Origin of the sequence: Rudaea cellulosilytica DSM 22992 (genome assembly GCF_000378125.1) — a bacterium.
In the GTDB taxonomy this organism is placed as follows: Bacteria; Pseudomonadota; Gammaproteobacteria; order Xanthomonadales; family Rhodanobacteraceae; genus Rudaea; species Rudaea cellulosilytica.
In genome coordinates this window covers 173,292-196,311 of record NZ_KB899241.1, presented here as the reverse complement: position 1 = coordinate 196,311, position 23,020 = coordinate 173,292, and the positions used below count along the sequence as shown (strand labels likewise).

At 63.6% G+C, this 23,020-nt stretch carries 22 protein-coding genes and 1 riboswitch; of the genes, 6 read left to right on the top strand and 16 right to left on the bottom strand.

Annotated features, from left to right (window positions below; all coding sequences use genetic code 11):
- Nucleotides 1-31: 31 nt before the first annotated feature.
- Together F455_RS0100965 and F455_RS0100960 are read right to left on the bottom strand one after the other, a co-directional pair.
- A complete protein-coding gene (locus F455_RS0100965; RefSeq protein ID WP_018971381.1) occupies nt 32-628 on the bottom strand; it encodes a HutD/Ves family protein in 597 nt (198 codons plus the stop codon).
- A gap of 7 nt (nt 629-635) precedes the next feature.
- Nucleotides 636-1,133 carry an SET domain-containing protein-lysine N-methyltransferase gene (locus F455_RS0100960; RefSeq protein ID WP_033409024.1) on the bottom strand — a complete coding sequence of 166 codons (498 nt, stop codon included), beginning with the start codon at nt 1,131-1,133 and terminating at the stop codon, nt 636-638.
- Between the two features lie 172 nt (nt 1,134-1,305).
- Here F455_RS0100960 and F455_RS0100950 point away from each other — a divergent pair, with 172 nt between their 5' ends.
- Nucleotides 1,306-1,956, top strand: a complete 651-nt coding sequence (locus F455_RS0100950) for an LssY C-terminal domain-containing protein (protein WP_169337270.1) — start codon at nt 1,306-1,308, stop codon at nt 1,954-1,956.
- A gap of 40 nt (nt 1,957-1,996) precedes the next feature.
- Here the strand turns inward: F455_RS0100950 and F455_RS0100945 are convergent, their stop codons facing one another.
- The 6 genes from F455_RS0100945 to F455_RS0100920 all read right to left on the bottom strand — a co-directional run bounded on the left by F455_RS0100945 (nt 1,997) and on the right by F455_RS0100920 (nt 8,472).
- A complete protein-coding gene (locus F455_RS0100945) occupies nt 1,997-2,575 on the bottom strand; it encodes a DUF3501 family protein (protein WP_018971377.1) in 579 nt (192 codons plus the stop codon).
- 2 nt (nt 2,576-2,577) lie between these two features.
- On the bottom strand, nt 2,578-3,921 hold the full coding sequence (locus F455_RS0100940; protein WP_018971376.1) for a heterodisulfide reductase-related iron-sulfur binding cluster: 1,344 nt from the start codon (nt 3,919-3,921) through the stop codon (nt 2,578-2,580).
- A gap of 99 nt (nt 3,922-4,020) precedes the next feature.
- Nucleotides 4,021-4,440 (bottom strand): rubrerythrin family protein, encoded by a 420-nt coding sequence (locus F455_RS0100935; RefSeq protein ID WP_018971375.1) that lies wholly within the window; start codon nt 4,438-4,440, stop codon nt 4,021-4,023.
- A 182-nt stretch (nt 4,441-4,622) separates the two neighbouring features.
- Nucleotides 4,623-5,015, bottom strand: a complete 393-nt coding sequence (gene crcB, locus F455_RS0100930) for a fluoride efflux transporter CrcB (RefSeq protein ID WP_018971374.1) — start codon at nt 5,013-5,015, stop codon at nt 4,623-4,625.
- Between the two features lie 71 nt (nt 5,016-5,086).
- Nucleotides 5,087-5,161, bottom strand: a riboswitch (Fluoride riboswitch).
- A gap of 40 nt (nt 5,162-5,201) precedes the next feature.
- Entirely contained in the window at nt 5,202-7,748 is a 2,547-nt protein-coding gene (locus tag F455_RS21705; protein WP_018971373.1) for a serine/threonine protein kinase, read from the bottom strand.
- Between the two features lie 163 nt (nt 7,749-7,911).
- Nucleotides 7,912-8,472, bottom strand: a complete 561-nt coding sequence (locus tag F455_RS0100920) for an ECF-type sigma factor (RefSeq protein ID WP_018971372.1) — start codon at nt 8,470-8,472, stop codon at nt 7,912-7,914.
- 268 nt (nt 8,473-8,740) lie between these two features.
- Here F455_RS0100920 and F455_RS0100915 point away from each other — a divergent pair, with 268 nt between their 5' ends.
- A complete protein-coding gene (locus tag F455_RS0100915) occupies nt 8,741-9,232 on the top strand; it encodes a hypothetical protein (protein WP_018971371.1) in 492 nt (163 codons plus the stop codon).
- A gap of 174 nt (nt 9,233-9,406) precedes the next feature.
- Here F455_RS0100915 and ppk1 read toward each other — a convergent pair whose 3' ends face one another.
- The 4 genes from ppk1 to F455_RS19265 all read right to left on the bottom strand — a co-directional run bounded on the left by ppk1 (nt 9,407) and on the right by F455_RS19265 (nt 15,829).
- Nucleotides 9,407-11,584 (bottom strand): polyphosphate kinase 1, encoded by a 2,178-nt coding sequence (ppk1, locus tag F455_RS0100910; protein ID WP_018971370.1) that lies wholly within the window; start codon nt 11,582-11,584, stop codon nt 9,407-9,409.
- A complete protein-coding gene (gene phoR, locus F455_RS0100905; protein ID WP_018971369.1) occupies nt 11,581-12,909 on the bottom strand; it encodes a phosphate regulon sensor histidine kinase PhoR in 1,329 nt (442 codons plus the stop codon). The genes ppk1 and phoR overlap by 4 nt, the downstream gene beginning before the upstream one ends.
- Before the next feature lie 184 nt (nt 12,910-13,093).
- On the bottom strand, nt 13,094-13,789 hold the full coding sequence (gene phoB, locus F455_RS0100900) for a phosphate regulon transcriptional regulator PhoB (RefSeq protein WP_018971368.1): 696 nt from the start codon (nt 13,787-13,789) through the stop codon (nt 13,094-13,096).
- A gap of 60 nt (nt 13,790-13,849) precedes the next feature.
- Complete coding sequence (locus F455_RS19265) at nt 13,850-15,829, bottom strand: M48 family metalloprotease (protein WP_018971367.1); 1,980 nt, start codon at nt 15,827-15,829, stop codon at nt 13,850-13,852.
- A 185-nt stretch (nt 15,830-16,014) separates the two neighbouring features.
- Here F455_RS19265 and grxC point away from each other — a divergent pair, with 185 nt between their 5' ends.
- From grxC to F455_RS0100880, 3 genes are all read left to right on the top strand, one after another.
- Nucleotides 16,015-16,281, top strand: coding sequence for a glutaredoxin 3 (gene grxC / locus F455_RS0100890; RefSeq protein WP_018971366.1), 267 nt, complete (start codon nt 16,015-16,017; stop codon nt 16,279-16,281).
- A 122-nt stretch (nt 16,282-16,403) separates the two neighbouring features.
- A complete protein-coding gene (locus F455_RS0100885; protein WP_245539967.1) occupies nt 16,404-16,712 on the top strand; it encodes a carboxymuconolactone decarboxylase family protein in 309 nt (102 codons plus the stop codon).
- Between the two features lie 109 nt (nt 16,713-16,821).
- Nucleotides 16,822-17,829, top strand: a complete 1,008-nt coding sequence (locus F455_RS0100880) for an isocitrate dehydrogenase (RefSeq protein ID WP_018971364.1) — start codon at nt 16,822-16,824, stop codon at nt 17,827-17,829.
- Nucleotides 17,830-17,890: 61 nt separating this feature from the next.
- Here F455_RS0100880 and F455_RS0100875 read toward each other — a convergent pair whose 3' ends face one another.
- The 4 genes from F455_RS0100875 to F455_RS22765 form a co-directional block, all read right to left on the bottom strand.
- A complete protein-coding gene (locus F455_RS0100875; RefSeq protein ID WP_020684026.1) occupies nt 17,891-20,302 on the bottom strand; it encodes a hypothetical protein in 2,412 nt (803 codons plus the stop codon).
- A complete protein-coding gene (locus tag F455_RS0100870) occupies nt 20,299-20,574 on the bottom strand; it encodes a hypothetical protein (protein WP_157578363.1) in 276 nt (91 codons plus the stop codon). The genes F455_RS0100875 and F455_RS0100870 overlap by 4 nt, the downstream gene beginning before the upstream one ends.
- A gap of 130 nt (nt 20,575-20,704) precedes the next feature.
- Nucleotides 20,705-21,502, bottom strand: a complete 798-nt coding sequence (thiD, locus tag F455_RS0100865; RefSeq protein ID WP_026292933.1) for a bifunctional hydroxymethylpyrimidine kinase/phosphomethylpyrimidine kinase — start codon at nt 21,500-21,502, stop codon at nt 20,705-20,707.
- Nucleotides 21,489-22,073, bottom strand: a complete 585-nt coding sequence (locus tag F455_RS22765; protein WP_157578362.1) for a hypothetical protein — start codon at nt 22,071-22,073, stop codon at nt 21,489-21,491. Before F455_RS22765 ends, thiD begins: the two co-directional genes overlap by 14 nt.
- Here F455_RS22765 and F455_RS0100860 point away from each other — a divergent pair.
- Nucleotides 22,057-22,950: a hypothetical protein gene (locus tag F455_RS0100860; protein WP_157578361.1), complete on the top strand. Its 894-nt coding sequence runs from the start codon at nt 22,057-22,059 to the stop codon at nt 22,948-22,950. The genes F455_RS22765 and F455_RS0100860 overlap by 17 nt on opposite strands.
- The last annotated feature ends 70 nt before the right edge of the window (nt 22,951-23,020 follow it).

Genomic DNA, 23,020 nt, shown 5'->3' with positions numbered 1-23,020 from the left:
GGTCAAGGAATGCGGTAAAACGAACTGCCGATTACAGCGAGGTAGTGCGCGTGAGTGCGATCACCACGAGTTCACCGCCGCCGTCGATCACCACGCTGCCAGTTTCGCCGTCGGCTTCGAGCAGCAGCGAATCGCCCGCGTCGATCGACGGCAGGTCGCCGCGATGCTCGATCCGCGCCGAGCCCGCGGCCAAGTAGACGAACCATAGGTCGGCCGCGCTCGCGGCGAACAGCATCGAGCCGACGAGCGGACGATGGCGGACTTCACAGTGCCACAGGTCGCGCCGCGCGATCAGGTTGAAGTCGCGCACCGGGCCGTCGATCAGGCTGGCGTGCGTCTGCCATTCGCCGGAGAAAGCGACGAAGCGCAGGCGCTCCTCCAGTGCCGCGGCCGCATGGTCTTTAAATTCCAGGAGCATACCGTTGCCTTCGAGCAACGCGATCCAGCGGTCGCATTCGGGAAAGATGGAAAATGCACCGTTGCTCTCAATGTCGGCGATGCTGACACGCCAGCCGAATCCTTCGCCGCCGTCGCGCAGCGCGTGGCTGTACAGCTCGGTCGTCCAGCCGCCGCCGTTCTTCCAGCACATGCGCCGGTAGTCGCTTTCACGCAGATGGCGAATCTTCATCGGCCTCTCATCCGCAGTCCGCCGCGGTCTGCACGAACCGCGGCGTGGCGACGGTCTCTTGCAGCTGCGCGCTAGACAGCGCCAGGCTTTCCGCCCAGGTGTAGCCGACAATTTCGCCGCCGGTGGTCGAGTCGCGGAAGTCTTCCTTCTGACCCGGCGCAAGCAGGTGGCGGTAGTCGACCGTGATTTCCTCACCTTGTGCGAGCTCGCGCAAGGCGAACACGAAACCGAGATGCCACAATCCATTCGGCGCGAACGAATGATTGATGTAGCACTCGTCGGGCCACTCCGGCGTCACCGTGTAGCGATCCTCGAACCAGCGCACCGTGGCGGCAAGCGCCTCGCGTGCATTCGGCAACGCCTCGACCTCGCTCCATTTGTATACTTTGCGGATATCGTCCGGTGCGGTGATCAGACGTCCGCGCGCGACGGCCTCGTCGAGGAACAGGCCTTTGCCGGCGCCGGGAATGGTCGAGGCGGCGACGTGGTAGCGAGGCAGGATCATGGATGCGGCACGTGTCGTGGCAAAGTGCATATTCTAGAATTCGTGGCGCAGATTCGCGATGCCTTTGTATCTTGCCGAGATGATGGCGAACAAAAATTGGATAAGGCCGGGCGTTGGCGCACGCATGGCGTGCGCATTGCTGCTCTTGGCGGTGTCGTGTTGCTGCAGTCCTGTGCGGGCGCTTGCGGACGAACGATCGGCGCTGTCGGATTTTTCCGGCAGCTACCCCGCCCTGGCTGCGGCGGGCACCCGCTCGTTCACCTTGAAAGGCGTGCCGGGCGATCCATTGAACCTCGCCTTCGTCGGCAGCGAAGGCGACTTGCTGCGCCTGATGGCGAAAGCGGGCTGGTTTCCGGCGGATCCGATCACGCTGCGGAGCTCGCTGCGCATCACGATGGACAGCATCGTGCGTCGACCGTATGTCGATGCGCCCGTGAGCAGCCTCTACGTGGCCGGCAGAAAGCAGGATCTGGCCTTCGAGCAGCCGGCCGCGGCGAACCCGTCGAAGCGCCATCACGTGCGCTTTTGGCGAATCGACGCGCCGGGTCCCGCGCAATGGATGGCGGCGGCGACCTACGACACGAGCATCGGCCTCAGTCGCGCCAACGGACACGTCACCGATCACGTTACCCATCATATTTCTGCCGACATCGACGCGGAGCGCGACAAGCTGCTCGCCGATTTGCGCCGCGTCGGTGGCGTGACGATCGACTGGGTCGACGACTTCCAGCCGGTGCGCGAGGGACGTAACGGCGGCGGCGATCCGTTCCATACCGACGGACGCTTGGCGCTCGTCGCCATCGCGGCGACCCCTGCGCCGTGATCAGTGAACCGCAACCGCTGGGGAATCGCGCAGTGGTGGTCTAGTCAAAATCGACGGCAAGCGCCGCACGTGTCGCAGCGTTCAGCGTCTGCCGCGCCGAGTAGCTGGGGTGATCGATCGCGATGACCACTTCCAAATCGGCAAAGGCGGCGACGTGTGTCGCGTCGAGCTCGAAGCGCAGGAAGTGCACCGCGGCGGTCTTCGTGTCGGTGCTGCGATCGAGGTCTTCGTCGGCAATGGCAATGACGGGCGCAAGATCGCCGATCAGCAGCGCGACGCGATATTCGATGCCGTGCAGCTCGACAAGCTTGCGCCCGCGCTCGCCCTCATCGGGATATTCGATCAACATCGTCGCCTTGAGATTGCGGCCGTCGGGGATCAATGGATTGTAGGCGTCGAGTTCCTCGGCGATGCCGGCCGGCTCGAAGATGCGCTCGACACGCAGCATTTCCTGGACCTGATACTGGATCGTGAGTCGGTCCTCGAACACGAGCGTGACGTGTGCGCCGACATGGACGATGCGCGTCTTCTTGTGCTCGAGCACTCGTGCGCGGAACGCGGCGCGCTCGCGTGCATACGCTTCTAGGGTGAGCAAGTCTTCCCGGGTGAGTTTTTGCATCGTCAGATTCCGTAAGCCAGGCGCAACAGGCCGAGCGGGCTTTCCGCGGGCGGTTTGTCGCCGAGCCCATGCGCGATATGACTGCCGGCCATCGGGCAGTCGCTGGCGAAGTGCGCGGGCGCGATCTGTTCGACACGCGTCTCCACGGGTTTGGCGATCTTGCGCGCGAACGCGTAGGTCTTCGCCTTGACGCCATAGGTGCCGTCGTGGCCCGAGCAGCGTTCGATCGATTGCACCTCGGTATCGGGTATCAGGCTCAGCACCTCGCGCGTCTTCGGCCCTATATTTTGCACGCGTTGGTGGCAGGGTGCGTGGTAGGCGACCTTGCCGAGGCCCTGCCTGAACCGCGTGTCGAGCAGGCCGGCCTGATGGCGTTGCCAGAGGTATTCGAACGGATCGAAGATGTGGCGTTTGACGAGTTGCACATCTTCGTCGTCGGGAAACATCAGCGGCAGTTCCTGCTTGAACATGAGCACGCAGGACGGGATCGTCGCGCTGATGTCCCAGCCGTTGCGGACCGCCGCGGCGAGCACCGGGATGTTTTGCTTCTTGTACTTTTCCACGGAGGCGAGGTCGCCGAGTTCGAGCTTGGGCATGCCGCAGCAGACCTCGCGCTCGATCAGCTTCACCGCGACGCCGTTGTGGCGCAGCACGGCGGCGAGATCCTCGACCGGCTGCGGCGTCGAATAGTTGCAGTAGCAGGTGGCGAAGATCGCGACGCTGCCGCGCGTGCGCCCCGCGGGTTGCGCAGCACCGGTGCCGTCGAGGTGCCTGAGGCGCTTGCGCGCGGTATTCGAGGTGTACTCGGGCACGCGCGCATTACGGTCCACGCCGAGCGATTTTTCGAGCAGCTTGCGCGCGGCCGGCGCACGGTTGAGCGCATTGACAGCCTGGACGACGACCGGAATCGTCGACAGTTTGCCGACCGCGTCAGTCGCAGACAGAATTTTCGCCGCGAGCTTGGTTTCACCTCGTTGGAAGGCCGCGGCTTTGGCGCGCAGCATCAGGTGCGGGAAATCGACGTTCCAGGCGTGCGGCGGCACGTACGGGCATTTGGTCTGGTAGCACAGGTCGCAGAGGTAGCACTGGTCGACGACCTTGGCGTAGTCGGACTTGGCGACGCCGTCGACTTCCATCGTCTTCGATTCGTCGACCAGGTCGAACAAGGTCGGGAACGCCTGGCACAAGCTCACACAGCGGCGGCAGCCGTGGCAGATCTCGAAGACGCGCTCGAGTTCCTTGTCGATCGCGGCCTGGTCGTAGAACTCGGGATTCTTCCAGTCCAGCGGATGGCGTGTGGGCGCTTCGAGGTTGCCTTCGCGTGCGACGGGCGGGGTAGCGCTCATGACAAGCCTCCGTAGGGCGCGATTCGACGCGTCCTGCATTGATCCGAGAAAGCAGGGCGCGACAGATCGCGCCACTGCATGCGCCATTCCTGGCGGCGATCAACCCAGTTCGTTCAGCGCCTTGGTGAACCGGTTCGCGTGCGAACGCTCCGCCTTGGCCAGCGTCTCGAACCAGTCGGCGATTTCACCGAAGCCCTCGTCGCGCGCGGTCTTGGCCATGCCCGGGTACATGTCGGTGTACTCGTGCGTCTCGCCGGCGATCGCGGTCTTGAGGTTGTCCTTGGTGCCGCCGAACGGCAGGCCGGTCGCAGGATCGCCGACCGCTTCGAGATATTCCAGATGGCCGTGCGCGTGGCCGGTTTCGCCTTCGGCGGTGGAACGGAACACCGCAGCCACGTCGTTGTAACCCTCGACGTCGGCCTTCGATGCGAAGTAGAGATAGCGACGGTTGGCCTGCGATTCGCCGGCAAATGCGGCTTTCAGGCTGCCCTCGGTCTTGGAACCTTTCAGATTGCTCATGACTCACCTCTTGCTGGATTGGCTGGAGGAAGCGGACGGCCGCAACTCGCGTTGCGGATGGCTTCAGCCTAGCGCGAAACCGCGGCAGGGTGAAATTGATTGTCACGATGGATTCGATAGATGTCATCTATCGGAACCGCTGCTGGAACTTGCTCTGGACTACGTCACAAGTTCTTTGGCGATCACGTCCTGAGCGCGGCACGCACGACGCCGACGCCGGCCAGCGTCATCGCAAGCGAGCCGAGCACGTGCGCGGCGACTATCGCGAACGTCCAGCCGTATTCCTGGCGCAACAACAGGTTCACAGTCTCGCCCGAAAACGCCGAGAACGTGGTGAAGCCGCCGCACAGCCCGGTGATGACGAACAGGCGCCATTCCGGCGGCAGGTTGTGGAAATGATCGAAATAGGCGATGGCTCCGCCGATGACGAAGCCGCCGATCAAATTGACCGCGAGCGTACCGAGCGGCAGGTTCGGCACGACGGGATTGAGTGCGACACCTAACACCCAGCGCAGTACGCTGCCGATGGCGCCGCCGACGAGCACGGCGAGCAGGGAAGGAATAGTGATGTTCATGCGCTTCCTGGTTCGAGCGAAGGGTCCGGGCGCCGGGCCGCTGCACGCACTGCCCGACGTCCGGCGTTGCCGGTACATCAGGCATCATCAACCTTGCGGTGGTTCGCTCGCGGCGGAGCGGGAGGCATGCCATCTCCCTGGTTCGCGGCGATCATACGTGAAGCGTCGCGCGGACATCAATTGGGGCTACTTCGTCTCCGGCGCCTGGGTCAGCTGTTCGGCGAGTGCGAGCAGGCGCGTGCGTGTGGCGGCGAGTTCCGTGCGCTCGGCGGGGTCCGCAGTTGCCGTGATCGGCACCTGGTCGGCGCCAGACTCCATCAACCAGACGCGCGTTTGCTCCGCAAGCGGATCGCGCGCGGCCTGCTGCGATCGCAGCATTTGCTGCAGAAGAGAAATCGCCATGCTGTTGCCATTGCGCCAGTCGACGTAGGCGAGCGCTGCGCTGGCGGCGCGCGCGTTCGGTGTGTCCGCGCCGCCGTCGTTGATGGCGAAATCGCGCGCGCGCGTGTACAAGACGCGCGCCTGTTCGGGCTCTCCGGCATCGAGCAGGCAGCGTGCTTGATGCAGCAGGATGCGCGACTGGTACATGTAGCCGACTTTGCCGCTGTCGGCGAGCACGGACTGGGCATCGTCGAAATCGACGAGTCCTTCGGCGTGGCGACCGAGTTTGCAGCGCGCCCAGCCGCGCAGGAAGTGTGTATACGCAGGAGCGAAGCCCACTCCCGAGTACACGCCATTGCGGAGAGTGAGCACGCGTGCGGCCAGCGGTTCGGCGGCTTGCGCATCGCCGTACTGGATCAGCCACCAGGCGATCGTCGCCGCATCGCCGTAGTTGCCCGGATAGCCTGCAGGAAACGCGGCGAGGTCGACGCGGGACTGGTGTTCGATCAGCGCACCGGCGCGCAACAACTCGCCGCGGTCGATCAACATGTAGGCGTGATAGCCCTCCGCGGAGGCGGTTTCGACATGATCCGCGCCGAGGGTACGGCGCATGTCGGCGAGCAGTGCGACCGCATTTTTTTCCGCTTCGTCGATGTGGCCGCGCGACCAGGCCGCGAGCAGGCGAATCTCGCGTGCGGAAAACTCAAGGCGTTTGTGCGCCTCGTCGGCGGGGGCTTCCACGAGATCGGCCAGCACGGCATCAGTGACCCGGTTCGAGTCGTCGAAGCGGCGCAGGTAATAGTAATTGTTCGCCAGCGCCAACTGGGTTTCCTCGATCAGTTGTGGGGCGGAACTCGCCGCGCGTTCGCGCTCGAGTGCGTACTCCAGGTACGTCGCGGAGTCGCCCGCGCGGCCAAGCGAGAGATAGACGCCGGCAAACGCACGCAACAAAGGGATCTGCGTCGGCACGTCGCCGGCGAATTCGGTGAGCACGCGCGGGGCGCTCGCCTCGACCATGCGCGCCAGCGTCGGCGGCGGCGCGACGCTGCGCCGATACGGCCCGACATTGGCAAGCATGCCGAGAACGAAATCGCGGGTGCGTACCGCGCTGTTGCGCTCGCGTTCGGCGCGCAGCGCCTGCCCGGTGCTGATCGCGGTTGCCGCGACGAGGATCAGGGCGACGGCGGCCGTGGCTGCAGCGATAGCTTTGTTGCGCAGGATGAACTTGCGCAGCTTGTACATCGCGCCATCGCCGCGCGCGGTGATCGGCAGGCCGCCAAGATAGTTGCGGATGTCCGCGGCTAGCGCTTCGGCCGATGCGTAGCGGCGCTCCGGTTCCTTGGCCAGCGCGGTGAGGACGATGCGGTCCAGGTCGCCGCGCAATGTCTTAGCGCGCGTTGTGCTTGCCGCGGCGGTGCTAGGTTCCGGCGGCTCCACGACGAGGATCGCCTGCTCGAGCGATTCGTTGCGTTTGAGTTTGTAAGGCCGGGCGCCGGCGAGCAGCTCGTACAGCACCACGCCGAGCGCGTAGACGTCGGTCGCCGTGGTCACTGCCTCGCCGCGAATCTGCTCGGGCGCGGCGTAGTCGGGCGTGAATGCACGCAGTTGCGTGCGCGTGGCTTCACCCTCGGCGGTGGTGTCGAGCAGCTTGGCGATACCGAAATCGAGCAGTTTGGGCATGCCGTCGCGGGCGACGAGGACGTTCGATGGTTTCAGGTCGCGATGCACGACAAGGTTGCGGTGCGCGTACTGCACCGCATCGCAGACACGCAGGAACAGCATCAGCGTGGCCGTAACATCGAGATCGTTTGCTGCGACGAATTCGGTGATCGGCGTGCCATCAACGAATTCCATCGCGAAGTAGGGGATGTTCGCCTCGCCGACGCCGCCATCGAGCAAGCGTGCGATGTTCGGATGTTCGAGGCGAGCCAAGATCTGCCGTTCCTGCCGAAAGCGCTGCAGCAGCCCTGGCGTCGGTTGCGGCAGCAGCTTGAGCGCAACGCGCTGTTCGAACTGCCCGTCGCCCCGCTCGGCGAGATGCACCTCGCCCATGCCGCCGCGGCCGATCAGGCGCAGCAGACGGTAGGGGCCGAAGCGGCGTGTGCCTGGAGCATAGCCGTCCTCGCCAGCGGCAGAGTCGCAGATCTGCGCAGCGGCAAGCGAAGTGGTCAGAAACTCGCTTAACTCGGCTTGTTCGTCGGCCGCGAGCATGCGACGCAGCTCGGTTTCGAGTTCGCTGTCGTTTGCGCACTTTTCCACGATGTAGCGTTCGCGCGCCTCGCGCGGCAGATCGATCGCACCCTCGAACAAGGCGGAAAGGCGGCGCCAGCGTTCCGGATCGCCGGTGCTCATCGGGTCAAGTCAAAGACGGGGTTGGTGCGGGCATCGCATGGACCGATCGAACACTCGTTTTTTCCCACGCAGGAACGCGCCGTCGCAGGACACTTGTCTTGTCGGATGTGCTCGACGCGCGGCCTCCGGGCCGGCACCCGATTCGAATCCAGGCGCATTCCGCTCACGCCTGTGGGTGGACCGAATCGAACAGGAAGGCGCGCGCGCGGCGCCAGTCGCGGATCACCGTGCGCGGCGCGACGTCGCGCAGCTCCGCCACTTGCTCGACCGATAGGCCGGCGAAGAAGCGCAACTCGACCAGTTCGGCGAGAGCGGGCTCCATTGCTGCGAGCCGGGTCAGCGCGGCGTCAAGATGGATTAGCGTTTCGGGATCGAGGCCGGCACCGTCGAGATCGTCGACCAGCGTCACCGCCTGCAGCGCGCCGCCACGCTTGTCGGCATGGCGGCGGCGTGCGTGGTCGATGACGATCTGACGCATCGCGCGCGCCGCGGTGGCGAAGAAGTGGCCGCGGTCGTGCAGCTTGAGTGCGTCGGGTACGACCAGCTTGAGGTAGGTCTCGTGGACGAGGCCAGTGGTGTCGATCGTCGCGCCAGCGCCGCGCGCGAGTTGGCGGTGCGCGAGTGTCTTCAGCTCGTCGTACACGGCCACGAACAGCTGCTGCAGCGCGGCGGCATCGCCGTTGCCCGCGGCATGAACCAGCTCGGTGACGTCGGCCACACCCATCGGCGTTTCCCCTTAGCGTGCGCAAGTGTACTCGATCGCGGCGACATTCTTCGTCGATCCTTTGTCACCTAGCCCGGTCGTTCTTGCATCGTGGAACCGGCTTCAAATTCCGACTGGGCCAACGTTGCCGGCTGGAACGGTGGGACCGTACAAGCGTGTCACCTCCCGTCGCGGTTTTGCGTGCTAGTAAACGAGGCATGGGTAAGCGCAGATGCCATACATCCGTAGCTCTGATTTCGCCTCATTCAACCACTCACGAGGAAAAAACATGAAGGCACTGACAGAAAAAACCGCCGTGGCTATGTTGGCGATTTTCATCGGATTCGTATCCACAGCGAACGCCAAGAACACCTCGAACGCTTGCAACGTCCTTTACGATTTATTGCTTGCAACGCAAGCACGCGTGAATACAGACATCGCGACTACGCAGGGCAGCGTGGCGAGCAACGATCAGTATGTAGGCATTGCGCTCGCGAATCTTGCGGACGCGAAATCGCATGTGGATGTTGCCGTCGACGCGGCAAAAAATGGCGGAGCGCCAGGAGCACCGGTCCTGTATTCGTACGCTTACGGAATAGAGGGCGAACTGCTCCAGGCCGCTCTCTCCATGGGGTTGGCGAAAAATCAGATCATGATTTCGGATCCGTACGGCAATCAACGGGCGTCATCCCAGTACGACGAATATGCAAGGACACTCGACAAGCTGAACGATGCGGAAGCAGTCGCAGGCCATTGCTACATGAACGCGTACTATCCGTAGTCCAGGGAGGGGAACGGCGAAGCGATCGACCGGATGTTGGTACAGATCGCTCGATGTTCTTTGCGCGTTGCGTGACGGACATTGCGCGAACGCCAAGATGCGGGGGTTTCTGGTGCAATCAGCCTAGCCACAAACTGCCGGAATTGCGTAGCAGGTGCGTCGTGCTCGCGTTTCTCAGCAGATCTTCGCAAGCAGCGCCTGCTGCGCCGCGTGAGCCTTGTCGGCGCCGGGCGTTGTGCGCTCGTAGTGGCCGTCTGCGTGCAGCACCCAGGCCTGGGTGTTGTCGGCCAGGTAGTTGGCCAGGCTCTCGTCGAAGACGCGCTTGGCAAGGTCGGGATCGAGGATCGGGAAGCAAGTCTCGATGCGGCGCAGGAGGTTGCGTTCCATCCAGTCGGCGCTCGAACAATACAGCTCGGGTTCGCCGTCGTTGCCGAACCAGTAGACGCGGCTGTGCTCGAGGAAGCGGCCGACGATCGAGCGTACGCGGATGTTTTCCGAAATGCCGGGCAGGCCGGGTTTGAGCGTGCACGCGCCGCGTACGATCAGATCGATCTGCACGCCCGCGATCGAGGCCTTGTAGAGCAGTTCGATCACGCTCGGTTCGTTGAGCGCATTCATCTTGGCGATGATGCGCGCGGATTTGCCGGCCTTGGCGTGCTCGGTCTCGCGCTCGATTTTTTCCATCACGCCCTTGTGCAGCGTGAACGGTGATTGCAGCAGGCGCTTGAGCTTGATCACGGGGCCAAGGCCTGAGAGCTGCTGGAACAGCTTGTGCGCGTCCTCGCCGATGTCCTTGTCCGCGGTCATCAGGCCGAAGTCGGTGTAGAAGCGCGAGGTGACCGTGTGGTAGTTGCCGGTCGACAGGTGCACGTAGCGGCGCAGGCCGGCCTTCTCGCGGCGCACGATCAGCAGCACCTTGGCGTGCGTCTTGTAGCCGACCACGCCATAGACGACCTGCACGCCGGCTTCCTGCAGGCGATTGGCGAGGCCGATGTTCGCCTCCTCGTCGAAGCGCGCGCGCAGTTCGACGACGACGGTGACGTCCTTGCCCGCGCGCGCGGCATCGATCAGCGAATTGACCAGCGGCGAATCGTTGCCGGCGCGATACAGCGTCTGCTTGATCGCGAGCACGGCGGGATCGGCGGCGGCTTCCTTGAGCAGCTCGGTCACCGCGCCGAACGATTCGTAGGGATGATGCAGCAGGATGTCGCGTTCCGAAATCGCCTCGAACAGGCTGCGTTCGGTGACGATCGGCGCGATCAGGCGCGAGGTGAACTTCGGAAACTTGAGATCGGGTCGTTCGACCTGGTCGTAGATCGCGGTGATACGGTGGACGTTGACCGGGCCGGGCAGGCGGTACACGTCCGACTCGCCGAGCTCGAAGTTGTGCATCAAGTAGTCGGCGACCGGCTTCGGGCAGGTGTCGGCGATCTCGATTCGCGAAGCACGCGCGAAGCCACGGCCGCGCAGCTCGTCGCGCAGTGCGAGGGCGAGGTTCTCGACGTCGTCCTCGTCGACGAACAACTCGCTGTTGCGGGTAACGCGGAACTGATACGCGCCGGTGACCTTCATGCCCGGAAACAGCTCGTCGACGAACTGGTGCAGGATGCTCGACAGGAAGACGAAGTCGTAAGGCTTGTCGGCGACTTCCTCGGGCAGGCGCACGATGCGCGGCAACGAGCGCGGCGCACGCAGCAGCGCCATGTGGCCTTCGCGGCCGAACGCATCCTTGCCTTCGAGCGATACCGCGAGATTCAGGCTCTTGTTGAGGATGCGCGGGAATGGATGTGCCGGATCGAGGCCGAGCGGCGAGAGCACCGGCAGCACCTCGTTCTGGAAATAGCCCTGCAGCCAGCGCGCTTGCTTGGACGTCCATTTGTCGCGCGCGATGAAGCGAATGCCTTCGCGATCGAGCTCGGGCAGCAGCGCCTCGTTCCAGAACGTGTACTGCGCGTTGACCAGCTCGAGCACGCGCGCACGGATGCGTGCGAGCAGTTCCGCAGGAGAAGTTCCATCCGGGCCGGCCTTGGCGTCGCCGAAGGCGACGTGATGGCGCAGGATCGCGACCTGGACCTCGAAGAATTCGTCGAGGTTGGAGTTGGAGATGCACAGGAAGCGCATGCGCTCGAGCAGCGGTACCGACGGATCCTGCGCCTGCGCGAGCACGCGGAAATTGAATTCAAGCTGGGCGAGTTCGCGGTTGAGATAGAGCGAGGGATCGCGCAGGTTGATGGCTTCGGCCAGCGCGTCCACGGACTTCGCTGGGGCGTCCGTCGCGGCGGCAACGGCGTGGGTCTTGCCGTTGGCACGCGGTGTGGTCTTGACGGAAACGGTGGATTCTTCGGCGCTCATTGCGCTTCCTCGGACAATGGTTCGAATGCGAGCAGGCGCTCGCGCGCGAAGACGCAGGAGAATGTGCTGCCAACGCCGAGCTCGCTCTCGATTTCGAGCCGCGCCTGATGCAACTGCAGTACGTGCTTGACGATCGACAGGCCAAGGCCCGTGCCGCCCGATTCGCGCGAGCGACTGGTCGAGACGCGATAAAAACGTTCCGTGATGCGCGGCAGGTGCTCGGCCGGAATGCCATAGCCGGTATCGGCGACGGCGAAGCGCGCGCCAGCGTTCGCGGTCGACTGCCAGGAAATTTCGATGCGCCCGCCTTCGGGCGTGTAGCGTACGGCATTCGATACGAGATTCGAGAACGCGCTGTGCAGGTAATCGGTCGAGCCGCGCAGGTCGGATTCGCAGGCGAGTACGACATCGATGTGATGGCGGCCCTGAGACAGGCCGTCGGCTTCGCGCTTCAGGGTCGAGAGCAGCGCGCGCATCGACACGCGTTCGTTGTCGTTGATGTGCTGCTGTGCCTCCAGGCGCGACAGCGTGAGCAGGTCCTCGACGATCTGGGTCATGCGCCGCGACTGCCCGCGCAGGTCGGCGAGCACGGGGGCCAGTTGCGGCATGACTTCGGGTTCGAGCATCTCGAGGTATCCGTGCAGCACGGTCAACGGTGTACGCAACTCGTGTGACACGTTGGCGACGAAATCGCGACGGACCTGTTCCAGCCGCGCCAGCGGCGTCATGTCGCGCACGACGAGCAGGCTGTGATCGTAGGAATAGGGGATCAGGCGGAACGACAGGCGCACGCTCTCGTTGACGTTCGAAGCGGCGTCGCGCAACGGTTCGCGCGTCGGATCTTCGTTGAACCAAGTCTTGGCCGGCAGCGGCAGGAAATCGTCGATGTGCGCGCCGCGGTCGCGCGGCGCGGCCATGCCGAGCAGGCGTTCGGCTGCCTCGTTGAACCAGATCACGCTACGCCCGCGATCGAGCACGACGACGCCGTCGGGCAGCGCGGCAGCACCCTCGCGGAACGCGCGCAGCAGGTTTACGAGGCGGCGCTTGCGCGAACGTTCAGCGTGCAGTTTCATGTGCATGTACGTAGAGATGTCCGACCATACGCCGCGGTCTTCCGGCGGCGGCGTGCGCTGGCGCGAGCGCAGCCAGGTTTGCAGCCGGTACAGGCTGACCAGCGAACGCAGCGAATAACCGAGCAGCGCGACGATGACCGCATACTCGACCGCGCCGAGCCACCAGCCGAGCGCGAGCGCGACCGTCAGCAGGACGACGAAGCGTCCCAGCGAGACTTGCCATGCGTGGCTTTGCAGGAATTGCAGCTGCATTGGCTAGATGAACAGAAATGCGGATGTGCACAATTATACTCCGCTTCCCTGCTCCACCCGGCGGAAGGTGCCCGAAGGCGGATGAGCGAATCTCGCATTCTGGGTGCGTACTCGCTGAATTCCGAATGCGCTTCCCTCATCCGGCGCTTCGCGCCACCTTCTCCCGTCGGAGAAGGGAAGAACTTCACGCCACCGGCGTCGTCGAGAACCGGTAGCCGGCGCCGCGGACGGTCTGCACGAGGTCGTCGCAGCGGTGCGGCTCCAGCGTCTTGCGCAGTCGGCGGATGTGCACGTCGACCGTGCGCTCCTCGACATAGACGCTGCCACCCCAGACATAGTCGAGCAGCTGGCTGCGCGAATACACGCGCTCGGGGTGAGTCATGAAAAAATGCAGCAGGCGGTATTCGGTCGGGCCGATCGGCACGCTGTCCTCGCCGGCGTAGACGCGGTGCGCGGCGCTGTCGATCTTGAGCGCACCGACTTCGATCACGCCGTCGGTATCGACGCCGTGGGTGCGGCGCATGACCGCGTTGATGCGCGCGATGAGCTCGCGCGGCGAAAACGGCTTCACCACGTAGTCGTCGACGCCTGCCTCGAGGCCACCGACGCGGTCGGTCTCCTCGCCACGTGCGGTGAGCATGATGATCGGCACGTCGCGCGTGAGTTCTTCCTTGCGCAGGCGGCGGGCGAGGTCGAGGCCGCTCATGCCGGGCAGCATCCAGTCGAGCAGGATCAGGTCGGGCACGCGTTCGACGATCATCGTCTGTGCCGCGCGCGCGTCGGCGGCATGGCTGGGTTCCATGCCGGCTTTGCGCAGGGCGAAGGCGACCATGTCGCGGATCGCGGGTTCGTCTTCGACGATGAGGATGTTTTTTTGCACGAGGTCAATCCGTAGCGACGCGGGGCGCGCGCTTTATGACAGATTGCGGTATTTCAAACGTCAATTGTTACGATTGAATGACGGTGCGCCGCAATTCGCCTTGGAATCCTTGTCCTGTGCCGGGTCGGAGGACAGTTTCGATGCGCGCGAATTGGCGAGTGGCGCGCCAAAACGCGAGTCGAACGCATTCGGTGTTTCGTCCGCGCGCGCGAACGCATCCTTTTGCGTGTTCGTTGAATCGGAGTGCACGCTGAAGCTCAATCCGGTTTTCGGTTTGAGGCAGTTGCTGTCCGCCATGAGTTTGCCCTGGTCCTCGGGGCGGATCTTGTGGCGGCGATAGTCGAGCACGAGCGGGGTCATCGCTGCGATCAGCGCTTCGACGCGCGTGCGCTGGTAGTAGTCGAGGTCGCTGCGCTTGGCAATGTCCTTCAACTGGTTGAGCGCGTCCTCGGCGCGGCCGTTGAGATAGGCGGCGGTCGCGTGCGCTTCGCCGGCGCGCACCGGATCGCCGGCGAGTTCGCAGGCGCGCGCGAACGTGGTCTGCAGCGCCGGATCCTCGTCGTCCTTGGCGATCTGCGAGCGCAACATTTCCTGCGCCTGCTTGCCGGCGGCCTTGTCGCCGTATTGGAGCAGAGCGTCGGCGTGGGCGAGGGCGAGCGCGCGATTGTTCGGGAACGATTTCTGCATGCGCGCATAGCGTTGCAAGGCGGCGTCGCGCGCGCCCGTTTGCAGCTCGGCCGTGCCGAGTGCGATCTGGAAGACGAGGTTCTCCGGCTCGGCCACGGCGAGCTTCTGCAGCGGTTCGATCGCCTGCTTGGCCTTGCCGCCCTGGATCATCGCGAGCGCATGGCCGTAGCGGTTGGCCGGCGTGTCGAATTCCTTGTGGTTGCGCAGATTGTCGGCGTAGTACGTGATCAATTCGCCCGGGCGCGCGCTGGCCAGCACGCGCACGCGTTCGCGCATCAGTTCGTAGTAGGCCTGCGCGCGCGCGCGCTGCTCGGCGGTCGGCTGGACTGGACGCAGCACGCCCGGATTCGGCCGCGCCGCAGGGCCGATCGAGGCGAGCAGCGAGCCGGTCGATATCGGCGCCGGCTTGCCCGTCGCCTCTCCTGCCGATGCGGTAGCGGACCCGTTTTTCGCGCTGCCCTCGACCGCGGGCTGGACGTCGGCCTTGCCGGCAAGTTCCTTCGGCGCGGCCTGCACATCGCCAACGGTAACCACGGGGCGGTATTCCTTCTTGATCTGCTCGGCGCGCGCCTTCGCCTCGCTGATGCGCGTGGTCGTGACCGGATGATCCATCAGCAGCGCGGGGATGTCGTTCTCGTCGAAGCCCGGGCGCAGTGCGCGCTGCATGCGTTCGAAGAATCCGGCCATCGCGTCGGGATCGAAGCCTGCTTTGGCCAGCGTGGCGATGCCTACGCGATCCGCCTCGGCCTCGTCGGCGCGGGTGAAATTGATGCGCATCTGCTCGGCGAGGCCCTGCACGGCGGCGATTGCGCCGATATCCGAATTGCTCGTGCTGTACGGACTCGATTTCGATGCCGCGACGACGGCGAGGAGCATGCCAGCGAGCATCAGCGGCGTCATCTTCTGCTCGGCTTCGACCGCTCGGATCAGATGGTTCTGGGTGACGTGCGAGACCTCGTGAGCGAGCACGGCAGCGAGCTCGCCTTCCGTATCGCTGGTCGTGATCAGGCCGGCATTGACGCCGACAAAGCCGCCGGGCAGCGCGAACGCGTTGATTTCGTTGTCGCGCACGATGAAGAACGTGAACGGCTGATCGGGCTGCGGGCTGTAGGAAACGAGCTTATAGCCGAGCGTGTTGAGATAGTCCGCAAGCAGCGCGTCATCGAGTACCGCATTCTGGTTGCGCAACTCGTGCAGTACGTAGAAGCCGTACTGACGCTGTTCCTCGGGCGAGGCGATGTTGCCGGCCGAGCTGCCCAGATTGGGCAGGCGCGTGTCGGCGGCGTAGCCGTGGCTGGTCAGCGTCGCGAGAGCGGCGACAAGAAGTGTGGGCAGCAAATGCTTGGTGAACATGGGGGTGACGCGACTGCGGGGAAACCAGGGGTTTACCTTACTCCTGCCAAGGTTCCGCATCCACTGTTTGCGGCCTGACGGGCTCCTTGCGCTCAGACGGCGTTCAAGCCCGCGCAACGCTGGAAATCCGCCAGCGCAGCCCCCACACTTCGACTAAGCGCACTGCGCATGAAGGAAATCGAAAAATGGGCACCAAAGTCGAAATTTTCACCGGCGCAAACTGCGCCTACTGTTTTGCGGCAAAAAACCTGCTCAAAGCCAAGGGGCTCGATTACGAGGAGTTCCGCATCGACCAGGATCCGGCGCGCCTCCAGGAGATGCTGCAGCGTTCGGCGAGCCGGCGCACCGTGCCGCAGATATTCATCAACGGCGAGCACATCGGCGGTTTCGAAGACCTCGCCGCGGCCGAGCGCAGCGGCAAGCTTGCACAGCTGATTGGAGCGGCCGCATGAGCGTGCGCAAGCCGTCGGCAAAGGCTGTGGCCGCGCCGAAGAAAGCGACGAAGCGCGCGCCGGTGAAGGCGGAGGCGAAAGCGGCGGACCGGGTCAAGGAGTTCACCGAATTCCGCAAGCGCATGAACGAACGCATCCTCGAACACGATAACCAGGTCGTGCGGCGTTTCTTCGCGCTCGACACGCAGACCTACAAGGACGGCGCGCTGAACCTGAAGACCAAGGAACTGCTCGGCCTCGTCGCGTCGCTGGTCCTGCGCTGCGACGACTGCATCAGCTACCACATCGCGCAATGCCGCGACGCCGGCGTGAACCGCGACGAGTTCTTCGAGGCGTTCAGCGTCGGCCTCGTGGTCGGCGGATCGATCGTCATTCCGCACTTGCGTCGCGCGGTGGATTTTCTGGATCAACAGGAAGCCATGCCGGCATAGCCGGCCTTCGTTTTATCTTCGCTTTTCAATCCAGCGCACCGTTCCGGCCCTCGGCCTGAATCAAGTCAGCGTTTATAATCCGCGGTTCCTCCACGCTCCGAGTAACTCCATGACCACCACGATTGCAGTGATCCCCGGCGACGGTATCGGCCCGGAGATCATGCAGGCCACGTTGCGCGTGATCGATGCGCTTGGCCTCGATCTCAAATACGACGTTGTCGAAGCGGGGCTCGCCGCGCAGGACAAGTTCGGCGAATTGCTGCCGCAGGCAACGCTCGATGCGATCGCCAAGCACAAGGTCGCGCTAAAAAGCCCGCTGACCACGCCGGTCGGCGAGGGCTTCACCTCGATCAATGTCACTCTGCGCAAAAAGTTCGACCTGTACGCGAACGTGCGTCCGGCGATCTCGTTCCCAGGCACCAAGTCGCGCTACGAGAACATCGACATCCTTACCGTGCGCGAGAACACCGAAGGCGCCTACATCGGTGAAGGTCAGCAGGTGTCGGCCGATGGCGATACGGCGACGCTGACGCAGAAGATCACGCGCAAGGGTTCCGAGCGCATCGTGCGCTACGCGTTTGATCTCGCGCGCAGCGCCGGGCGCAAGAAAGTCACGATCGTGCACAAGGCGAACATCCTCAAGTCGACCTCGGGCCTGTTCCTCAAGGTCGCGCGCGAAGTATCGGCGCAGTATCCTGAGATCGAGCACAACGAGATGATCGTCGACAACACCTGCATGCAGCTGGTGATGAATCCGTGGCAGTTCGACGTGATCGTGACGACGAATCTGTTCGGCGACATTCTTTCCGATCTGTGCGCGGGTCTCGTCGGCGGGCTTGGTCTCGCGCCCGGCGCCAACATCGGCGAGCACGCAGCGATCTTCGAGGCGGTGCACGGCTCCGCGCCGGACATCGCCGGCAAGGGCATAGCCAATCCGTGCGCGCTGCTGCTCGGCGCCTGCCAGATGCTCGGTCATCTTGGTTTCGAAGACCAGGCCAACCGCCTGCGCGTTGCGATCCGCGCGACGATCGCGGCCAAGGATCGCGTCACCCCCGATCTCGGCGGCAGCGGCACGACCGACAGTTTTGCCGATGCGCTGATCGAACGCTTGCGCTGAGTAGCTGGACAAGGAAAAGCCCGGCATAGAAGCCGGGCTTTTTTATGCCGGGTCGCACGCTCTATTGTGTGCCGAGATTGACCAGCGGCACATTCGTGCGCGTGAAGGAGCCGCCCGGATAGTTCGCGACGATCGTCGCCGTGTTCGTCGTGCCGAAATTCAGCGTGATCGTGCCGGCCTGTACCTGATTTTGCGCCACCGGCGTGCAGGTGCGGCAGTAGCCCGCGGCATTTTGGATCAACGGAATTGTCTGACCGTTGACGAACGGCTGCATATTCGCGATCGCCCAGATAGGTTTGCCATTCGCATCTGGATAATAGAGGACACTGAACACCTGCTCGCCCGCGGAGCCACGGTTGACGTCGAGTACGGAAAAGCCCCAGCCGGAATCGCTTGACCCGCCGTAATAGAGGCCGCCGCGATCGGGCGACGCGTTCTGCGCAAGTGTGGTCAGCGGTTCCACGCACCAATCGCCTTTTTCGGTGACGTTGCCGTTCGAGTCGGCAAACGACCAACTCATCACCCCGAGCATGATCGCGTTGCTGCGATCGGTGTTGCGGCAAGCCGGCGAATTCGCCGCCTGATTGAAGTCGACGACGATGCTGCCGCCAGTGTTCGTGGTCGGCGTTGCTTTCTTCGCGATCGGATCGTAATGAAAACGTACGAGCGTGCTGCCGTCGGCACCGATGATGCTCGGAATGAACACGCCATCGATCACGCTGCCTTGAGCCACGAACATCTCCACCGAGCCGGTGGCGTCATAGGTGTAAAAGTAGGCGAGGTACACGTCACCGTAGTCCTGAGTGTGTGACACCAGACGGAAATCGAGACCGTGGCCGCTGTGCGCGCGGTCGTACCAGATGCCGGTGAAAGGCTGGGCGAATGCCGCCGCGGGCGCGGCGGAGGTGGACCAGCCCATCGCGGCGAGCATTGGTGCGGCGAGGCCCATTACGCGTTGCTGACCGACGTTGTAGAACGCGTTCATGAGGTCGCCCTGTTGTACGGTATGCGACAGCGTCGAGCCCACCGAGGTGCTGCAACTCGTCGTCTTCGTCATGTCGCAGGGTGCGTACAGGCTTGGGAAGCTGGTCGGCGGGCTACCAGTCGGTTGCCCCGAAAAATTCAGCCCAAGTGGAGCGGACCAGCGCAGCAGGGTCGGTGCGAAGCGGTCGCCGGTGCTGGTTGCGGTGACGGTGTTGCCCGAGGTCATCGCCGCGGTGCGCGCCGCGTTGTTCGGCTGGCTGTTCAACTCGTAGCCGAAGAACGGGGTGTAGCTTTGTCCATTGCTCGCGACATTGACGACGTTGTCGCCAAAAACGTCGTCCCACGGACCTTCGTCGTAGTTCTGGTAGGTAACTGTTGTCGCGCCGTTGGTGATGCCCGCGCGCGCACCGATCGGCCCCGCGCTTGGGTCCGTGTTGGCGAGACCGAGAAAGCCGAGGCCATGCGTGATTTCATGCATCGCGATGGCGATGAAGTCGGACGAGTTCGAACTCGAATCCGATGTGTAGCCGAAATAGAACGGGCTTCCACCAAGCACGCTAGCGGTACCGATATCGGAATTGAACGTGATTTCGACGAGATTGCCGTAGTCCTGGTCCGCGCTTGTACAGTCTCCGCCGAACGCGCCGCAGTAGCTCGTTCCGCCCATGCGCGCAATCTGCGTATTCGTATACCAGGTGAATTGTTTCGACAACCATGGCATCGGGAAGCTGTTGTCGCTGAATGCGAGACTGGTTGAGGCGGCGTGTGCAAGCGTGGCGCGCGAGGCTGTGCCGCCGAGATGCGCCCAGCAGGCGTGCACGCTGATCGGAACAGGCGAGTTCAGCTGCTGCGCGAGTTGTTGCACGGCGTACTGCAAGGCATTCTTGCGCTGGTCGCCGAGCGAGGTGCCCGGGTTGTTGCCGACCGGCGTTGCCGCGGTCGCATCGGACCACGGCGCGATGTCGCAATTCTGTGTCGGATCGGTGGCGTTCGTGCTGGAATGGCCGAAATCGATCGTGATGTTCGCGGTCGATACCGTCGAAGACGGCGTTGCCGTGATCGTTGCCGTGGCACTCGAGCTCGAACCGTTGATTGCGGTGATGTACCAGCGTCCCGCCGTCAGAGGAATCGTGCTTGCGTTGGTCACCACGATCGATTCGTTCGACGACGAACTCATCGAGTGGTACTGCCCATAGCGCTGGATCATGTCATAGCTCATGCACGGTGTAGTCGCCGTGGTCGAGCAGTTGGCGGTGTCGGGGAACGGCGAGCCATAGCGCAGGAAGACGTCGACATCGCCGCCAGTGCCGGCGACATTGACCGTGAGTTGTTTCGCCGAGGCATCGACGTCTATGTAGGCGTTCGTGATCAACGTGTTCGGCGCAAAGTTCACCGGTAGCGGCGTGCCAGGCGTCAGTGCGGTTGCAGCGAACGCGCTCGGCGTGCCCAGCACGACGAGGAGCGCGGAGAAAGGGATACGTAAATTCATTGCTGCGGCTCCGGCGAAATCGTCTTGATCGGCGACTTGACCGCGTGCGGGTTCGGGCGCTCCACGCAACCGACGGTGAGCGTGCCATCGCTGTTGAGTGTCGCTTCGGTCGCGTGGATCTTCGGACTGGAGACGGCGGTGGGTTTCACCATGGCCTTCGCTTCGGTCTGCAGTCCAACCGGCAGCAGCAACGGCTGTGCCTGCACCGCAGTCTGTTCGGCCGCGCTCGCATTCGCCGCCAGGAGCGGAGCAAGCAGGAAAATCATCCTCATGACGGTATCCTCGTGGATCGATGCTGGAACGCTATCAAAGCTTGCTTGCGCGCAGGTTAAATAGGTACGAACTCGGTGCGAAATCCTGAAAAAATCCCAAATTCCCGCAGGACCTAAGCCGGTCAGGGGTTCACCCGGGCAGATGCTGGAGGACACGCCCGGCGCCGCGCCCGTTCCGACGCGCCGACCGGAACGCCCGCTGCAGGTAGTATTCGGAACGCGCCACGGCCTCGCGCGGCACAAGGCCGAGGGCAAGGTTGGCAGCTATCGCCGAGGCGAGCGTGCATCCGGTGCCGCGCACCGGATAGTTGAGTCTGCGATGGCTGAATTCGAACTCGCCAGCGGCATCGACGAAGTAGTCACGCACTGTGGTGCCGCCGAGGTGGCCTCCTTTGAGGAGCACAGCTTGCGCGCCCATCGTGCGCAAATGGTGCGCGGCCGCGCGCATCTGCGCGTAAGTGCGGATAGGGCGTCCGATCAGCGCTTCGGCCTCGGGCACGTTCGGCGTCAGCACCTGTGCTAGCGGAAGCAGCTCGCGGCGCAGGACGGCAATGGCATTGTCCGCCAGCAGGCGGTTGCCGCTGCTGGCGACGAGCACGGGGTCGACAATCACGTTAGGCAGGCGATGTTGCCGCAACCAGCGTGCGACGAGGCGGATATTCGCGGCGTTGCCGAGCATGCCGATCTTGATCGCGGCAATCCGAAAATCGGCGAGCACCGCGTTGAGCTGCGCAAGCAACATGGACTGCGAAAGAACTTGGATGGCGGTGATCGCTTGCGTGTTTTGCGCAGTGATGGCAGTCACGGCAGTGAGCCCATGAACACCGTGGGCAAGCAAGGTTTTCAGGTCGGCCTGGACTCCGGCCGCCGAACCGGAATCCGATCCGGCGATGCTCAGGACACAAGGAAGTGGGTCAGTTCGGCGCATGCGGAAAATGGGAAATGTTGCACAAATACGACATGTTGAGATGCGTGGTGTAGCCACGCGCGGAGATGCGAAGCCACGAAATATGGGGCTGATGGGGAATTGGCCGAATAAAGAATGTTAAAAGAGTCTTGACGAAATGTGGTTTTTTTGCCAACATTCGGCCCGATTCGGGGAGAACTCTGGACGTGCGTCTGGACGATATGCGGTCAACGACCTTCAAGCAACGCCTGCCTGCCGCGCTGATCGGTGCGGTCTTGACCGTGCCTGCCGCATTGTCGTTCGCGGCGGCGCCGGCCGGCAAGTTGAAAGATGCCGCCGCTGCCGCACGTACATCAGCCATGCAAGAAATGGCGACATCCGGCGATCTGGTCGAGAGCTGGAGCGAATACGCGCTGAACAGTCTGAAGTCGAACTTCACCTGGGCGCGCGAGCCGGGCGAGGCTGCAGTCGAGCCGCCGACGATTTTCACGCATACGCGCTCGAATTGGGCGCGTACTCCTGCTGCGCGTTTCCCCGAAACCTCGGTTGAAGGCGCCAAGGCATTCAATGTCGCGATGCAGACGGCGCGCATTTCCGATTCGCCGATCTACACGGCGGCGGCCGACGCGGGGAGTTTGCTGCCCGAACAATCGCCGGGCCTGCGCCGTACAATCGTCGCGCCGTCGTTTACCCAACCGCTGGACAATTTGGGCTACTGGCGATTCTCGCTGATCCTTGCCTATCAGAAATTCGACTTGTTCGCCCCGCTGCAGGGTATGCAGTCTGCTTTTGAACCGAACAGCTGGCAGGGGGCGGAAAATCCGGCTGCTCTGCGCAGCAAGGAAAACTCGGCCGGCTTCGGTTCTCGGCTCGACTTGGGCGGCCGATTGACGGAAGGTTTGAATTGGCGCGCGGGCTACCAGTCGCGCGTGGCCATGGACAATTTCTACACGTATCGCGGTGTCTTTGGTCAGGCGGGCAGCTTCGATATTCCGCCGAGCGCCAACGTTGGCGTGGATTGGGCACCGGTGCGCAACATCCGCCTGAGCGCCGATGTCGAGCGGATCATGTATTCGCAGGTACAGCCGTTCGCGGGCTATTCGCTGCCTGCGGATTTCTCCAGCTTCCTGCAGGCGTCGGGTCGTCCGCTCGCTTGGGAAAATCTGGACGTCTACTCGGTCTCCGCGGCTTGGCGCAGCAACGCTTTGGGTGAGTTTGCCCTGCGTTACAGCACACGCGAACAGCCGCTTCCGACCATGCTGGCACTGCAGCAGTTGCTCCAATTGCGGGATCTCTCCTCCCACGATTGGGAGTTCAATTACGGTTTCACGCTCGGCGAACGCTCGCTGTTCCGGTTCAGGGCGCTTTACGCGCCAATCCAGTTGCTCGGCATCCCGAGTTATAGCGCGGAGAGCAACTACGGGGCGAACCGCATGCGCTACGAGGCGCTCCTCACCACGACGTTCTAGTCGCTTCGGCGGCCGTCTGCAGGCATCGCGCGTGCCTTTGCCAATGCAATCCCGATCACCTGCGAAAGCA

What these genes read in the sequence shown, in the direction of transcription:
- F455_RS0100965 (WP_018971381.1), bottom strand. Translation starts at nt 628, where the DNA reads ATGAAGATTCGCCATCTGCGTGAAAGCGACTACCGGCGCATGTGCTGG.
- F455_RS0100960 (WP_033409024.1), bottom strand. Translation starts at nt 1,133, where the DNA reads ATGATCCTGCCTCGCTACCACGTCGCCGCCTCGACCATTCCCGGCGCC.
- F455_RS0100945 (WP_018971377.1), bottom strand. Translation starts at nt 2,575, where the DNA reads ATGCAAAAACTCACCCGGGAAGACTTGCTCACCCTAGAAGCGTATGCA.
- F455_RS0100940 (WP_018971376.1), bottom strand. Translation starts at nt 3,921, where the DNA reads ATGAGCGCTACCCCGCCCGTCGCACGCGAAGGCAACCTCGAAGCGCCC.
- F455_RS0100935 (WP_018971375.1), bottom strand. Translation starts at nt 4,440, where the DNA reads ATGAGCAATCTGAAAGGTTCCAAGACCGAGGGCAGCCTGAAAGCCGCA.
- crcB (WP_018971374.1), bottom strand. Translation starts at nt 5,015, where the DNA reads ATGAACATCACTATTCCTTCCCTGCTCGCCGTGCTCGTCGGCGGCGCC.
- F455_RS21705 (WP_018971373.1), bottom strand. Translation starts at nt 7,748, where the DNA reads ATGAGCACCGGCGATCCGGAACGCTGGCGCCGCCTTTCCGCCTTGTTC.
- F455_RS0100920 (WP_018971372.1), bottom strand. Translation starts at nt 8,472, where the DNA reads ATGGGTGTGGCCGACGTCACCGAGCTGGTTCATGCCGCGGGCAACGGC.
- F455_RS0100915 (WP_018971371.1), top strand. Translation starts at nt 8,741, where the DNA reads ATGAAGGCACTGACAGAAAAAACCGCCGTGGCTATGTTGGCGATTTTC.
- ppk1 (WP_018971370.1), bottom strand. Translation starts at nt 11,584, where the DNA reads ATGAGCGCCGAAGAATCCACCGTTTCCGTCAAGACCACACCGCGTGCC.
- phoR (WP_018971369.1), bottom strand. Translation starts at nt 12,909, where the DNA reads ATGCAGCTGCAATTCCTGCAAAGCCACGCATGGCAAGTCTCGCTGGGA.
- F455_RS19265 (WP_018971367.1), bottom strand. Translation starts at nt 15,829, where the DNA reads ATGTTCACCAAGCATTTGCTGCCCACACTTCTTGTCGCCGCTCTCGCG.
- grxC (WP_018971366.1), top strand. Translation starts at nt 16,015, where the DNA reads ATGGGCACCAAAGTCGAAATTTTCACCGGCGCAAACTGCGCCTACTGT.
- F455_RS0100885 (WP_245539967.1), top strand. Translation starts at nt 16,404, where the DNA reads ATGAACGAACGCATCCTCGAACACGATAACCAGGTCGTGCGGCGTTTC.
- F455_RS0100880 (WP_018971364.1), top strand. Translation starts at nt 16,822, where the DNA reads ATGACCACCACGATTGCAGTGATCCCCGGCGACGGTATCGGCCCGGAG.
- F455_RS0100875 (WP_020684026.1), bottom strand. Translation starts at nt 20,302, where the DNA reads ATGAATTTACGTATCCCTTTCTCCGCGCTCCTCGTCGTGCTGGGCACG.
- F455_RS0100870 (WP_157578363.1), bottom strand. Translation starts at nt 20,574, where the DNA reads ATGAGGATGATTTTCCTGCTTGCTCCGCTCCTGGCGGCGAATGCGAGC.
- thiD (WP_026292933.1), bottom strand. Translation starts at nt 21,502, where the DNA reads ATGCGCCGAACTGACCCACTTCCTTGTGTCCTGAGCATCGCCGGATCG.
- F455_RS0100860 (WP_157578361.1), top strand. Translation starts at nt 22,057, where the DNA reads ATGCAGACGGCGCGCATTTCCGATTCGCCGATCTACACGGCGGCGGCC.
- F455_RS22765 (WP_157578362.1), bottom strand. Translation starts at nt 22,073, where the DNA reads ATGCGCGCCGTCTGCATCGCGACATTGAATGCCTTGGCGCCTTCAACC.